14 protein-coding genes are annotated in these 12,256 nt (G+C 68.9%); 10 read left to right on the forward strand and 4 right to left on the reverse strand.

The features are described from left to right. Positions 1-13 precede the first annotated feature (13 nt). Both ACFHNC_RS17560 and ACFHNC_RS17565 read right to left on the reverse strand, forming a co-directional pair. Entirely contained in the window at positions 14-994 is a 981-nt protein-coding gene (locus ACFHNC_RS17560; RefSeq protein ID WP_437170535.1) for a threonine ammonia-lyase, read from the reverse strand. Continuing rightward, on the reverse strand, positions 991-2,112 hold the full coding sequence (locus ACFHNC_RS17565) for an NAD(P)/FAD-dependent oxidoreductase (protein WP_437170536.1): 1,122 nt from the start codon (positions 2,110-2,112) through the stop codon (positions 991-993). The genes ACFHNC_RS17560 and ACFHNC_RS17565 overlap by 4 nt, the downstream gene beginning before the upstream one ends. A 167-nt stretch (positions 2,113-2,279) precedes the next feature. Here ACFHNC_RS17565 and ACFHNC_RS17570 point away from each other — a divergent pair, with 167 nt between their 5' ends. The 6 genes from ACFHNC_RS17570 (at position 2,280) to ACFHNC_RS17595 (ending at position 8,146) form a co-directional block, all read left to right on the forward strand. Then, a complete protein-coding gene (locus ACFHNC_RS17570; RefSeq protein WP_437170537.1) occupies positions 2,280-3,641 on the forward strand; it encodes an ABC transporter substrate-binding protein in 1,362 nt (453 codons plus the stop codon). Positions 3,642-3,711: 70 nt separating this feature from the next. Beyond that, positions 3,712-4,653 (forward strand): carbohydrate ABC transporter permease, encoded by a 942-nt coding sequence (locus ACFHNC_RS17575; protein WP_437170538.1) that lies wholly within the window; start codon positions 3,712-3,714, stop codon positions 4,651-4,653. Next, entirely contained in the window at positions 4,653-5,549 is an 897-nt protein-coding gene (locus ACFHNC_RS17580; RefSeq protein WP_437170539.1) for a carbohydrate ABC transporter permease, read from the forward strand. The genes ACFHNC_RS17575 and ACFHNC_RS17580 overlap by 1 nt, the downstream gene beginning before the upstream one ends. A 103-nt stretch (positions 5,550-5,652) precedes the next feature. Continuing rightward, a complete protein-coding gene (locus ACFHNC_RS17585) occupies positions 5,653-6,753 on the forward strand; it encodes an ABC transporter ATP-binding protein (protein WP_437170540.1) in 1,101 nt (366 codons plus the stop codon). 59 nt (positions 6,754-6,812) lie between these two features. Further along, positions 6,813-7,898 (forward strand): malate/lactate/ureidoglycolate dehydrogenase, encoded by a 1,086-nt coding sequence (locus ACFHNC_RS17590; protein WP_437170541.1) that lies wholly within the window; start codon positions 6,813-6,815, stop codon positions 7,896-7,898. Positions 7,899-7,963: 65 nt separating this feature from the next. Then, positions 7,964-8,146: a hypothetical protein gene (locus tag ACFHNC_RS17595; protein ID WP_437170542.1), complete on the forward strand. Its 183-nt coding sequence runs from the start codon at positions 7,964-7,966 to the stop codon at positions 8,144-8,146. Between the two features lie 3 nt (positions 8,147-8,149). Here ACFHNC_RS17595 and ACFHNC_RS17600 read toward each other — a convergent pair whose 3' ends face one another. Further along, complete coding sequence (locus tag ACFHNC_RS17600) at positions 8,150-9,235, reverse strand: PA0069 family radical SAM protein (protein ID WP_437170543.1); 1,086 nt, start codon at positions 9,233-9,235, stop codon at positions 8,150-8,152. A 94-nt stretch (positions 9,236-9,329) separates the two neighbouring features. On the opposite strand from ACFHNC_RS17600, the gene ACFHNC_RS17605 reads away from it, so the two are divergent. Genes ACFHNC_RS17605 through ACFHNC_RS17620 form a run of 4 tightly spaced genes read left to right on the forward strand, consistent with a single transcriptional unit; the run spans position 9,330 to position 11,779 of the window. Beyond that, positions 9,330-10,022, forward strand: a complete 693-nt coding sequence (locus ACFHNC_RS17605; RefSeq protein ID WP_437170544.1) for a TIGR04283 family arsenosugar biosynthesis glycosyltransferase — start codon at positions 9,330-9,332, stop codon at positions 10,020-10,022. Continuing rightward, positions 10,019-10,597, forward strand: coding sequence for a TIGR04282 family arsenosugar biosynthesis glycosyltransferase (locus tag ACFHNC_RS17610; RefSeq protein ID WP_437170545.1), 579 nt, complete (start codon positions 10,019-10,021; stop codon positions 10,595-10,597). Before ACFHNC_RS17605 ends, ACFHNC_RS17610 begins: the two co-directional genes overlap by 4 nt. Then, positions 10,594-11,364 carry a class I SAM-dependent methyltransferase gene (locus tag ACFHNC_RS17615; RefSeq protein WP_437170546.1) on the forward strand — a complete coding sequence of 257 codons (771 nt, stop codon included), beginning with the start codon at positions 10,594-10,596 and terminating at the stop codon, positions 11,362-11,364. Before ACFHNC_RS17610 ends, ACFHNC_RS17615 begins: the two co-directional genes overlap by 4 nt. Positions 11,365-11,413: 49 nt before the next feature. After that, positions 11,414-11,779 carry a hypothetical protein gene (locus ACFHNC_RS17620; protein WP_437170547.1) on the forward strand — a complete coding sequence of 122 codons (366 nt, stop codon included), beginning with the start codon at positions 11,414-11,416 and terminating at the stop codon, positions 11,777-11,779. A 1-nt stretch (position 11,780) separates the two neighbouring features. Here ACFHNC_RS17620 and ACFHNC_RS17625 read toward each other — a convergent pair whose 3' ends face one another. Then, positions 11,781-12,254: a cupin domain-containing protein gene (locus tag ACFHNC_RS17625; protein ID WP_437170548.1), complete on the reverse strand. Its 474-nt coding sequence runs from the start codon at positions 12,252-12,254 to the stop codon at positions 11,781-11,783. Positions 12,255-12,256: the final 2 nt, after the last annotated feature.

The raw sequence follows: 12,256 nt of genomic DNA on the forward strand, positions 1-12,256 counted from the left end.
TAAGCGGGACGCATCAGGCGGCCAGTGCGGCCGCGAACACCGCCGGGTCCACATTGCCGCCGCTGACCACCACGCCCACGGTGCGGCCGCGGGCCTCCACCTTGCCGGCCAGCACCGCGGCCAGCGCCACGGCCCCGCCGGGCTCGACGACAATCTTCAGATGCTCGAAGGCGAAGCGCATGGCGCGGAACACCTCCGCCCGCGTCACCACCACACCGCCGGCCAGGCGCGGCTGGTTCACCGCGAAGGTCAGCGCGCCCGGGCGCAGCGAGAGCAGCGCATCGCACAGCGTCTCCCCCTTGCCATCCGCCGCGATGCGCTCGCCGGCGGCCAGCGACCGGCGCGTATCGTCCCACCCCTCCGGCTCCACCGCCCAGATTTGCGTGGTAGGGGAGGCCCCCTCGGCGGCCAGGGCGCAGCCGGCGATCAGCCCGCCGCCGCCGGTGCAGACGGCGAGCGCATCCAGCGCCAGGCCGGCGGCCGCGGCATCCGCGAACAGCTCCAGCGCCAGGCTGCCCTGGCCGGCGATCACATCCGGGTGGTCGAAGGGCGGCAGGACGGTGGCGCCGCGTTCCGCGGCCAGGCGTTCGGCCAGCGCCTCCCGGTCCGTCGTCGCCCGGTCGAAGAAGGTGATCTCGGCGCCCCAGCGCCGCGTGCTTTCCACCTTGATGGACGGCGCATCCTGCGGCATCGCGACCAGCGCGCGCATGCCGAGCATAGCTGCCGCGCAGGCTGTGGCCTGGCCGTGATTGCCGGAGGAATGCGTTACCACGCCACCCTCCCGCGCCGCCGCATTCATCCGCAGCGCGGCGTTGGTCGCGCCGCGCAGCTTGAAGCTGCCGGTGCGTTGCAAGGGCTCCGGCTTCACCAGGATGGTACCGCCGGTGAGCTGGTCCAGCAGCGCATGCCGCAGCATCGGCGTGTGGATGATGTGGGGCGCGATGCGCGCGGCGGCGGCGCGCACATCCGCATGTGTCGGCAGCGCCACGGTCATGCCGGCACCTGAGCGAAGCGGTTGGGGTCCACCAGCGGCAGCACCGGCAGCAACTCCTCCGCCACGGCACCGGCGATGAGGCCGGCGACCAGCCTGCCCGCCGCCGGCGCAGTCTGGATGCCGTAGCCGCCCTGGCCGATCATCCACAGGAAGCCGGGCGCCTGCGCGTCGAAGCCGATGGCCAAGCTGCGATCCGGGGTGAAGCTGCGCAGCCCGGCCCAGCGATGCTCCACCCGCGTCACCGGGATATCCAGCGCCTGCTGCATACGGTCGATGGCGATGGCGATGTCGATCTCATCCGGCTGCACGTCATGTGGCGGCATGTCCGTCTCGTCCGCCGGGGACAGCATCAGCTTGCGCCGCGCCTCCGGCCGCAGGTACCAGCTATGCGCGGCATCGCCGATCAGTGGCCAGCGGCTGCAATCATGCACGCCCGGATCGATGATCAGGGCCGTGCGCCGCTTCGGTTGCAGGCCGATCGGCGCCAGGCCGGCCAGGGTTGCCACCTCATCCCCCCAGGCGCCGGCGGCATTCACCAGCACCGGCGCGCGGAACACCGTGCCGCCGCGGGCCGCCGCGTGCCACAGCCCCGCCTCGTGCCAGATCCGCCCGGCGCGGGACCGCAGGGCGAGCACGCCGCCTGCCATCCGCGCCGCCTTCAGGAAGCCGGCATGCAGGGCGGCGACATCGATGTCGAAGGCATCACGCTCGATGGCGGCGGAGACGGCGTAGCCGTCGCGCAGCGGCGGCCCCATGGCGCTGATGGCGGAAAGCGGCAGGGCTTCCAGCCCCTCACCCGCCGCGAGCATTTCCTGCATCGCGGCGTGCTGGTCCGCCGGCGCCACCGTGACAACCGGGCGCTGCGCCAGCAGCGGCGCGCTGGCGAAGCCCACGGGAGGGGCGGCGAAGAAGGTGCGGGAGGCCGCGGTCAGGCGGCGCACATCGGGCGGGCCGTAGTTCTGAATCCAGATGGCGGCGGAACGCCCGGTGCTGTGATAGCCGGCGGTCTCCTCCGCCTCCATCAGCGCAACGCGACGGGTTGCGGCGCAGTGGGCGGCCGCGGTGGCACCGGCAATGCCGGCGCCGATGACGAGTACGTCGAAATTCTGGCTGTCCATGCCGGCATGGTCCTGCGGCGCACACCATTCGGTCAATCCTGGGGTCGATCGGACGGAAACATCGTCGAAGCAACGCTATGGACGGTTGCAAGCGCCGTCATGGCCTGACTAACCTGCAACCGGGACAAAGGCGGACCGGACAACCGGCCGCAAGGGAGGAGGTTCGGATGGCATTCGACAGGATGACCAGGCGCGACGTTCTGCGCGCCAGTGCCTTGGCCACGGTCGCGGGGGGCACGCTCGCGGCGCCCGCGGTCCACGCGCAGCCTACCACCACGCTCCGCTGCGGCTTCTGGGACCATTGGGTGCCGGCCGGCAATGGCGCGATGCGCGAACTCTGCGCCGAATGGGGCGAGAAAAACCGCGTCAACGTGCAGGTGGATTTCATCACCTCGGTCGGCAACCAGAACCTGCTGACCATCGCCGCCCAGGCCCAGTCGCGTTCCGGCCACGACATCCTGTCCTTCCCGACCTGGGAGCCGGCGGCGAAGTACGACATGCTGGAGCCGCTCGATGACGTGATGGGCCGGCTGACCGCGAAATACGGGCCGGTGAACGCGGCGGCGGAATATCTCGGCAAGATCCGCGGCAAGTGGGTGGCGATTCCGGCGGTGTCCGGCACCCAGATGAAGCCGGCCTGCGTGCGCTTCGACCTGATGGAGCAGCATGCGGGCATCGATATCCGTTCCATGTGGCCGGCGAACGACACGCGCGGCCCGGGTGCCGATACCTGGAACTGGGACACCTTCCTGACGGCGGCGGAAAAGTGCCACGCCGCCGGCGTGCCCTTCGGCATTCCGATGGGGTCCTTCACCGATGCGGTGGATACGGTAGGCGCCATCCTGGCCTCCTTCGGTGCCAGCATGATGGACCGCGAAGGCAAGGTGACGGTCCAGGGCAACGCCAAGCTGAAGACCGCGGTGGAATACCTGGTGAAGCTCTCCCGCTTCCTGCCGAACGATGTCTGGGCCTGGGATGACGGCGCCAACAACCGGGCGCTGATCTCTGGCCGTTCGGCACTGATCTTCAACCCGCCTTCCGCCTGGGCGGTGGCCAAGCGGGATGCGCCGCAAGTGGCGGAGAAGTGCTGGACCGTGCCGGTGCCGGCCGGACCGGAGGGGCGCTTCACCCCCTATCTGCCGTATTTCTGGGGCATCTGGTCGTTCAGCCGCAACAAGGGCCCGGCCAAGCAGCTGCTGGAATTCCTTTCTGAGCGGACCTCCGCCGAGAAGCAGACCAACACCAGCAACGGCTACGACATTCCGCCCTTCGTCAGCATGAACAACTTCGAGGTCTGGGCGAAGGAAGGGCCGCCGGTCGGCACCGTCTACAACTACCCGCTGCGGGCGCATCACAACGCCACCGCCAGCATCGCCATGGCCCCGGCGCCGGCCGAATTCGCCGTGCAGGCCTACCAGCAAGCGCTGAACACCAAGGTGGTGGCGCGTATCGCCCAGGGTGGCGAGACCATCGACCAGTCGCTGGACTGGCTGCATCGCGAGTTGACCAACATCGTCCGCGGCGGCTGAAGCCGGCGTGGCGTGAGTGAAAGGCGGGTGGCACCAGCCGCCCGCCTGCAAGGATGCAGGGGAGATCCTCATGGTAGCCGATGGCAGCCACGCCCCGGGCGGCATGGCGAGCAGAAGCCGCGGGCGCGCCAACGCCATGCAGCGCTTCGCGCGAAGGCGATCCACCATCGCCTTCCTGATGACCGTGCCGCTGTTGGCGATCATCATCGGCCTGGTCGCCTATCCGGCTGCCTATGCCATCTACCTGTCCACGCTGAACCGGCGGATGACGGCCTTTGCCGGCACGCTGAACTTCGAACTGCTGTTCGAGAGCGACACCTTCTGGATGGTGGCGTTCCAATCCTGTTTCTTTGCCGTCACGGCGGTGGTGCTGAAAGCCTCCATCGGCTTCTGGCTGGCGCACATGCTGCATCACATCCCGGACAAGGGTCAGCGCAAATGGCGCGGCATGCTACTGGTGCCCTGGGTGATTCCGCCGGCGCTGTCGACGCTCGGCTGGTGGTGGATGTTCGATCCCTCCTACTCCTCGATCAACTGGCTGCTGGCCGTGATCTCGGTGCCGGAGGTGCCGTGGCTCGGTCACCATTGGTGGGCGCGCATCGCCATCATCATGGTCAATGTCTGGATCGGCGCACCCTTCTTCATGATCATGTACCTGGCCGCGCTGAAATCGGTGCCGGAGCAGTTGTATGAAGCGGCGATGATCGACGGCGCCTCATCCTTCCAGAGGCTGCGCTACGTGACGCTGCCGATGATGGCCAACATCATATCCATCACCGTGCTGTTCAGTCTGATCGTCACCTTCGCGAATTACGACATCGTCCGCGTGCTGACCAATGGCGGGCCGCGCGACCTGACGCACGTGTTTGCCTCCTACGCCTTCCAGGTCGGCATCCTGTCCGGCAACATCCCGCGCGGTGCGGCCGTGTCGCTGTTCATGTTCCCGATCCTCGCCCTCTGCGCCTTCTTCGTGCTGCGCAGCGTCACCCGGCGCAACAAGGAGCAGATGTGATGTCGGCCAGCACCGCAGGCGAGGCCCCGAAGGGCATCTACCACCTGGCCGGCAGTCTTTCGAAGGAACGGCGCTGGGCGTTGTGGACGGCGTATATCTCCCTGGTCTTCGCCGCCATCATCTTCCTCGCGCCGCCCTTCTACATGTTCGTCACCAGCCTGAAGGGCAGCGGCGAGATCGCCAGCCAGATCGGCAGCCCCTGGCTGGTGCGCGACCCGACGCTGGAGAACTACAGCGCCATCATCTTCAATCCGCTGTTCCAGCGCTTCATGTTCAACAGCATCGTCATCACCATCTGCGTCGTTGCGCTGACCATGGTGATCTCCATCCTGGCCGCCTTCGCCCTGGCGCGGATGCGCTTCTTCGGCAGCCAGGCGCTGGCGACCGGCGTGTTCTTGACCTACCTGGTGCCGGACACGCTACTGTTCATTCCGCTGTACCAGATCGTCGGTGGGCTCGGCCTGCTGAACTCGATCTGGGGCCTGATCCTGGTCTATCCGACGCTGACGGTGCCGTTCTGCACCTGGATCATGATCGGCTACTTCGCCTCCATCCCGAAGGAACTGGACGAGGCGGCGCTGATCGATGGCGCGTCCTGGTCGCAGATGCTGCTTCGCATCTTCATCCCCGTGGCGCTGCCCGGGATCATCGCCGCGACAATCTTCGCCTTCACCGTATCCTGGGCCGCCTTCGTCTATCCGACCGCCTTCGTCACCACGCCGGACCAGATGCCGCTCACCATCGGCGTCGTCTCCCAGCTCGTGCGCGCGGATACCTTCGCCTGGGGTCAGATCATGGCCGGCGCGCTGGTCGCGGCGCTGCCGCCGGTGGTGATCTACGCCTTCCTGATGGACTACTACATCGCTGGCCTCACCGCCGGCGCAACCAAGGGTTAGGGCCGATGCGCCGTGCGCGGCACGGCGCATCGGGTCCGGCCAGCTGTTCATTCCCATTGTCCGAGGCGTCAGGCGTTCCCGCCTGACTTGTAGGGGTTCCGACATGGCTGAGGTTTCGGTCCGCAAGGTGGTCAAAGCCTATGAGGGCAATGTCCAGGCGGTGAAGGGCATCGACCTTGAGATCGCGGATCACGAATTCTGCGTGCTGGTCGGCCCCTCCGGCTGCGGCAAGTCCACCACGCTGCGCATGATCGCGGGTCTGGAGGAAATCACCTCCGGCGAGATCGCCATCGGCGGCACGGTGGTGAACGACATTCCGCCGCGCGACCGCGACATCGCCATGGTGTTCCAGAACTACGCGCTGTACCCGCACATGTCGGTGTACGAGAACATGGCCTTCGGCCTGACGTTGCGGAAGTTCCCGAAGACCGAGATCGCCACGCGCGTGAACAACGCCGCCCGCATCCTCGACATCGAATCGCTGCTGGAGCGCAAGCCGAAGGCGCTGTCCGGCGGCCAGCGGCAGCGCGTGGCCATGGGCCGCGCCATCGTGCGCAACCCCAAGGTGTTCTTGTTCGACGAGCCGCTGTCCAACCTCGATGCCAAGCTGCGCGTGCAGATGCGGACCGAGATCAAGAAGGTGCATCAGACCGTCCGCACCACCACCGTCTATGTCACCCACGACCAGATCGAGGCGATGACGCTGGCGGATCGCGTGGTGGTGATGAACCACGGCATCATCGAGCAGGTCGGCCCGCCGCAGGAATTGTACCACCATCCCAAAACGCGCTTCGTCGCCGGCTTCATCGGCAGCCCGGCGATGAATTTCTTCCCGGCGCGGGTGGAGAACGGCTCCGGCGCGTTGCGCGTGACCCTGCCCAACAACATCGTCCTGCCGGTGCCGGCCGACCGCACCGCGCGCTACCAGGGTTCCGTGGGGCGGGAGATGATCTTCGGCATCCGGCCGGAGCACCTGACCGAGCCGAAAAACCTCGACCGCGACAACATTGCGGTCTTCGAGGTGACGCCGGAGGTGATCGAGCCGATGGGCATGGAGACGCTGGTGCATTTCTGGATGCAGGGCGCCGAGATCTGCGCCCGCATCGACCCGACCACACCGGCCGAGCCGGGCCGGCCGATGGATCTGGCCGCCGACCTTAATCACATGCACCTGATCGATGTGGAAAGCGGCCGGGTCCTGTAGGTTCCCGAAGCCGCGTCCCGGGCCTAGAGTGATCGGCGGAAGAACATCCGAGAGACAGCATGGCCGCCGAATATGTGAATGTGCCCGCCCCGGCGCTCGAAGCCGTGGTGACGAAGATCTTTGGCGCCGCGGGCTGCGACGGCGCCGAGGCCACGCGCATCAGCACGCATCTGCTGGGCGCCAATCTCGCCGGCCACGACAGCCACGGCGTGGCGCGGGTGCCGCGCTACGTGGAATGGCTGGAATCCGGCTTCGTGCTGAAGGGCCAGACGGCGGAGGTCGTCACCGATGGCGGCTGCTTCGCGCTGCTCGATGGCAAGTTCGGCTTCGGCCAGACGGTGGCCCCCCAGGCGGTGGAGCTCGGCATCGCCCGCGCCCTGCAGCACGGCATCGCCGTGGTCGGCCTGCGCAATGCCGGGCATATCGGCCGGGTTGGCGAATACTCCGAGAAGGCGATCGCGGCGGGGCTGATCTCCGTGCATTTCGTCAATGTCGCCGGCAGCGTGCTGGTAGCGCCCTTTGGCGGGGTGGAGCGGCGGTTCTCCACCGCCCCCTTCAGCGTCGGCGTGCCGCTGCCAGGCCGCCCGCTGATCCTGGATTTCGCGACCTCCCTGGTGGCGGAAGGCAAGGTGCTGGTGGCGTCGAATGGCGGCAAGGAATTGTCGCATGATGCGCTGATCGAGCCGGATGGCACGCTCTCCGCCGACCCGCACACGCTGTATGGCGACTACCCGCAGATCGGCCCACGCAACCCCTCCAACGGCAAGGGCGCGATTCGTGCCTTCGGCGAGCACAAGGGCAGCGGCCTGGCCTTCATGTGCGAGATGCTGGCCGGCGCGCTGACCGGCGGCGGCACCTCCGGCCCCATCGAGGCGCGCGGACGCATCGCCAATGGCATGTTGAGCTTCTACGTCTCCCCTTCCCATTTCGGCACTCAGGCGGAGTTCGAGGCCACCGGCCGCGCCTATGTCGACTGGGTGATGGAGACGGCGCCGGCCGACCCGGCCAGCCCGGTGCTCGCCCCCGGCGACAAGGAAGCGCAGACCCGCGCCGATCGCCTGGCCAACGGCGTGCCGCTGCAGCCCGACACCTGGGAGAGCATCCTGCAGGTTGCGCGGCGCCTCGGCGTGCCGACCAACGGGTAGAGCATTTTCAAGTCCGGCGGCTTCGCCGGACGACTCGGAAAATGCGGCAGAAGAAAAGGCCTTAAATGGACCCCTTCACCCGCGCCCTGTTCCTGATGACGCAGTGGCTGCGTCATCCGCCCTCCTGGCGCACCGTGCAGATCATCATCGTGGTGCTGGTCGCAGCCACCGCGCTGGTGCTGGTGGAGCGCTACATCGGCTGGCCGGAATGGGCGACGACGGAACGGGTGCCGATGCGGCGGATGTAGCGGCTACAGCAGCTCCATCTGCCGCGCCGGCGCGCGGGGCGCCTGGAACTGGCTGCAATCCAGCGACCCGCGCATGGTCTTGCGCCCATCCAGCCCATGCCGGCGCAGCGCGAGCCGGAAACGCTGGGCCAGCAGCTCCGCATAGGGGCCGCTGCCGGTCTGGCGCTGGCCGAAGCGGGCATCGTACAGGCGCCCGCCGCGGGTTTCCCGCACCAGCGCCAGCACGCGGGCGGCACGATCCGGGTGGTGTTCGCGCAGCCAGGCCTCGAACATGTCCTTGATCTCCAGCGGCAGGCGCAGCAGCACATAGCCGGCATGGCTGGCGCCGGCGCTGGCCGCGGCTTCCAGGATGCGCTCCATCTCCATGTCGTTCAGGCCGGGGATCATCGGCGCCGCCAGCACGCCCACGGGCACGCCGGCCTTCGCCAGCTCCGTCACCGCCGCCAGCCGTTTCAGCGGGTTGGCCGCGCGGGGTTCCATCACGCGCGCCAGCTTCATGTCGAGCGTGGTGACGGACAGGCACACATGCACCAGGTTGCGCGCGGCCAGGCGCTTCAGGATATCCAGGTCCCGCAGCACCAGCGCGCCCTTGGTGACGATGGTCACCGGATGGCCGAAGCGTTCCAGCACCTCCAGCACCCGGCGCGTGATGCCGAGCGTGCGTTCCACCGGCTGGTAGGGGTCGGTATTCGCCCCCAGCGCCACCGGCTTCGCCTCATAGCCGCGCTTCGAAAGCTCCTTCTCCAGCAGCTCCGGCAGGTTCGGCTTGAACATCAGCTTGGTTTCGAAATCGAGCCCCGGCGACATGCCGACATAGGCGTGCGCGGGCCGCGCGTAGCAGTACACGCAACCATGCTCGCAGCCGCGATAGGGGTTCAGGGACCGGTCGAAGCCGAGATCGGGGCTGTCGTTCCAGGACAGGGCGCTGCGAGCGTGGTCCTGCGTCAGCGTGGTCGCCAGCGGCGGCAGCGCGGCGAAGTCCGTATCCAGCGTGCCCCAGCCATCATCGTACAGCTCGGCATGCGTGGTCTCATACCGGACGCCCGGGTTGGTAACGGCCCCGCGCCCCTTGCGGGCGAGGGAGGGCATCGCGATAGCTCCTCCATCCGGCATCGTCCGATCCTCATTCGCGGTTTGTTCTCATGCATCTCAAGCCGGATGGCCCCGGGCCGTCAAGAACAAAATGCGAATAGGCGGGCTTTCGCCAAAGGGGCTCTCGGTCGTCATTCCGGCGCTCAACGCCGCCGCCAGCCTGCCCGCCACGCTCGCCGCCCTGGGCGACGCGCCGGCGGAGGTGCTGGTGGTGGATGGCGGCAGCACCGACGGTACGGCTGAAGCCGCCAAAGCCGCGCGCCTGCTGCACGCCCCGCGTGGTCGTGGCGGCCAGTTGGCCGCCGGCATCGCGGCCGCGACTGGCCCCTGGCTGCTGCTGCTGCATGCCGATACGCACCTGGCGCCCGGCTGGGCGGAAGCGGTCCGCGCCGCCATGGCCGATCCCGGCCGCGCACACTATTTCCGTTTCGCGCTGGATGATGACAGCCCGCAGGCCCGCCGGCTGGAACGCGCCGTCGCCTGGCGCTGCCGCAGCCTCGGCCTGCCCTATGGCGACCAGGGCTTGTTGATCCACCGCGACCTGCTGGCCGCCATCGGCGGCATGCGCCCGTTGCCGCTGATGGAGGATGTGGACCTCGCCCGCCGCCTCGGCCGCGCCCGCCTGGCCGAGATACCGGTGGATGCCATCACCAGCGCGGCGCGCTGGCGGCGGGACGGGTATCTGCGGCGCTCGGCCCGCAACCTGACTTGCCTTGGCCTCTATTACATCGGCGTCCCGCCCGGCATCATAGCGCGGATCTACTCGGGACGATGGCGCGGATGAGGGGGGATACGCTGCTGGTCTTCGCCCGCGCGCCGCGGCTCGGCACGCTGAAGCGCCGGCTGGCCCGCGGCATCGGCGCCATGGCGACTTTGCGCTTCTATCGCGGCCAACTCGCCGCCCTGCTCGGCGCCGTGGCGCGGGACCGGCGCTGGACCACGCGCATCATCGCCACACCGGACCGTGCCCGCGCCCGCTGGCCACGCAAGGTGGCGGTGCGGCCGCAGGGGCATGGCGATCTCGGCCAGCGCATGGCCCGCGCCATGGCACCGCATCGCCGCGTGGTGCTGGTGGGCAGCGACATCCCGGGCATCGGTGCCGCCGATATCGCCGCGGCTTTCCGGGCGCTCGGCCGGGCGCAGGCGGTGTTCGGCCCGGCGGAGGATGGCGGCTACTGGCTGGTCGGCTTCGGACCGCGCCGCCCCCAAGATCCCTTCGCCAGCGTGCGCTGGTCCACCCGCCACGCCCTGGCGGATACGCTCGCCAATTTCCAAGGTCGCCGCATCGCCCTGCTGCGCCGGTTGCGGGATGTCGATACCGCCGAAGACCTGCTCGCCATCAGGAAACGCCCCAGATGAGCCGCCCGGATTGGTCCCTGACCAGCGCCGACTACGCCCGCCACCGCCAGGGCTTTCCGGACGGGCTGTACGACCTGCTCACCCATCACCGCCTGCTGCGCCCCGGCCTCCGCGCACTGGACCTCGGCACCGGCACTGGCGCGCTGGCCCGAGGACTGGCGGCACGCGGCGCGCATGTGCTGGGCCTCGACCCCGCCCCCGGCCAGGTCGCCGCCGCCACGCGCCTGGCGCAGGACCAGGGCCTGGCCGATCGCGCCCGTTTCGCCGAGGGCATTGCCGAACGCACCGACCAGCCTGCCGAGACCTTCGACCTGGTCGCCGCCGGCCAGGCCTGGCACTGGTTCGACCGTGGCCTGGCGGCGGCCGAGGCGAGGCGCGTGCTGCGCCCCGGCGGCGCCCTGCTGATCTGCCATCACGACTGGATTCCGCTGCCCGGCAACGTCGCCCACGCCACCGAATGGCTGATCGAGGCGCACAACCCGCATTGGCGCATGGGCCGCGGTACCGGCTTCTACCCGGCCTGGGCCAGCGACCTCGCTTTGGCCGGGTTCCGGGATATCGGCTTCGCCGGCTTTGACCATGCGGCGCTGTACAGCCGGGAGGATTGGCGCGGCCGCATTCGCGCCTCCGCCGGCATCGGTGGCGCGCTGGACGGTGCGGCGGTCGCGCGCTTCGATGCGGAACTCGCCGCGATGCTGGATTCTCGATTCGCTCAGGACCCGCTGCCGATCCCGCACCGCGTCTTCGCCATCTGGGGCTGGCGGTAACCCCTTCGCAACACCTGCACGCGCAGGCTGCCCGGCGGAGGCAACGAAGATGACCGATACGGACAAGGCCCGCGAAATGCGGCAATCCATCGCCCGCCATCTGGCCGAGCTGCACCGGCTGCACATCGCGCTCGCGGCCGATAGCCGCGCGCTCAAGGTGCTGACCACCGAGGGCCGGCCGATGGCCGAGATCGAGATCGCCGCCGAGATGCTGGAGCAATACATGGCGGCCACCGGCGCGTTCCTGGAGAATATGCGCGGCCGCTTCGAGAACCGCCTCGGCCTGCTGCGCCGTGGTGATCCGGTGGGGCCGGACCTGGCGCCGGGGCAGGGGCCGCTGGGGCATGGCCCCTTCTGGTACGCCTTCTCCCGCCTCTGTGTCGCGCTGCGGCTGGCGGAGCGGCGGGCGGGGTAGTTCAGCTATAGCCGCGCCTGTCAGGGGAGGCCGCCTCGGCGCGCGCCGATTCCTGCGCCTGCTGGTCCACCTTCTGGGTCTCGCCCTGCGGCTTCGCTTCGTCTTCGGTTGGTTCGAAGTCGAAATTGCCGTGATGCGATTGCCAGCTCTGCACGGTCAGCAGCCTCGCCCCGTCCCGGCTCTCATGCGGTCCATGCACCACCCCGGCGGCATGGGTCAGGCAAGTGCCGGTCGGCACTTCGGTGCCTGCCTCGATCAGGTCGCCATCCAGCAGGAAATGCATCTCGGACCCCGCCTGGTGGCGATGCGCCGGAATCCGGCCGCCGGGCGGGATGTGGACGATGGTCGTCACCACGCCCGCCGCGGCATTCTCGTTCAGAATCTGGATCCGGAAGGTACCGCCCGTGGCGCCGGGGATGTGGAACGGCATCGGCTCCACCTGGTCCGCCGCCACCTGCAAACTGCCCTGGGGCATGG

This window comes from Falsiroseomonas sp. E2-1-a4, from assembly GCF_051433165.1.
Taxonomy (GTDB): domain Bacteria; phylum Pseudomonadota; class Alphaproteobacteria; order Acetobacterales; family Acetobacteraceae; genus Falsiroseomonas.

Bases quoted from the DNA above. Each gene is read 5' to 3' on its own strand.
- ACFHNC_RS17560 (WP_437170535.1), bottom strand. From the start codon at position 994: ATGACCGTGGCGCTGCCGACACATGCGGATGTGCGCGCCGCCGCCGCG.
- ACFHNC_RS17565 (WP_437170536.1), bottom strand. From the start codon at position 2,112: ATGGACAGCCAGAATTTCGACGTACTCGTCATCGGCGCCGGCATTGCC.
- ACFHNC_RS17570 (WP_437170537.1), top strand. From the start codon at position 2,280: ATGGCATTCGACAGGATGACCAGGCGCGACGTTCTGCGCGCCAGTGCC.
- ACFHNC_RS17575 (WP_437170538.1), top strand. From the start codon at position 3,712: ATGGTAGCCGATGGCAGCCACGCCCCGGGCGGCATGGCGAGCAGAAGC.
- ACFHNC_RS17580 (WP_437170539.1), top strand. From the start codon at position 4,653: ATGTCGGCCAGCACCGCAGGCGAGGCCCCGAAGGGCATCTACCACCTG.
- ACFHNC_RS17585 (WP_437170540.1), top strand. From the start codon at position 5,653: ATGGCTGAGGTTTCGGTCCGCAAGGTGGTCAAAGCCTATGAGGGCAAT.
- ACFHNC_RS17590 (WP_437170541.1), top strand. From the start codon at position 6,813: ATGGCCGCCGAATATGTGAATGTGCCCGCCCCGGCGCTCGAAGCCGTG.
- ACFHNC_RS17595 (WP_437170542.1), top strand. From the start codon at position 7,964: ATGGACCCCTTCACCCGCGCCCTGTTCCTGATGACGCAGTGGCTGCGT.
- ACFHNC_RS17600 (WP_437170543.1), bottom strand. From the start codon at position 9,235: ATGCCCTCCCTCGCCCGCAAGGGGCGCGGGGCCGTTACCAACCCGGGC.
- ACFHNC_RS17605 (WP_437170544.1), top strand. From the start codon at position 9,330: ATGCGAATAGGCGGGCTTTCGCCAAAGGGGCTCTCGGTCGTCATTCCG.
- ACFHNC_RS17610 (WP_437170545.1), top strand. From the start codon at position 10,019: ATGAGGGGGGATACGCTGCTGGTCTTCGCCCGCGCGCCGCGGCTCGGC.
- ACFHNC_RS17615 (WP_437170546.1), top strand. From the start codon at position 10,594: ATGAGCCGCCCGGATTGGTCCCTGACCAGCGCCGACTACGCCCGCCAC.
- ACFHNC_RS17620 (WP_437170547.1), top strand. From the start codon at position 11,414: ATGACCGATACGGACAAGGCCCGCGAAATGCGGCAATCCATCGCCCGC.
- ACFHNC_RS17625 (WP_437170548.1), bottom strand. From the start codon at position 12,254: ATGCCCCAGGGCAGTTTGCAGGTGGCGGCGGACCAGGTGGAGCCGATG.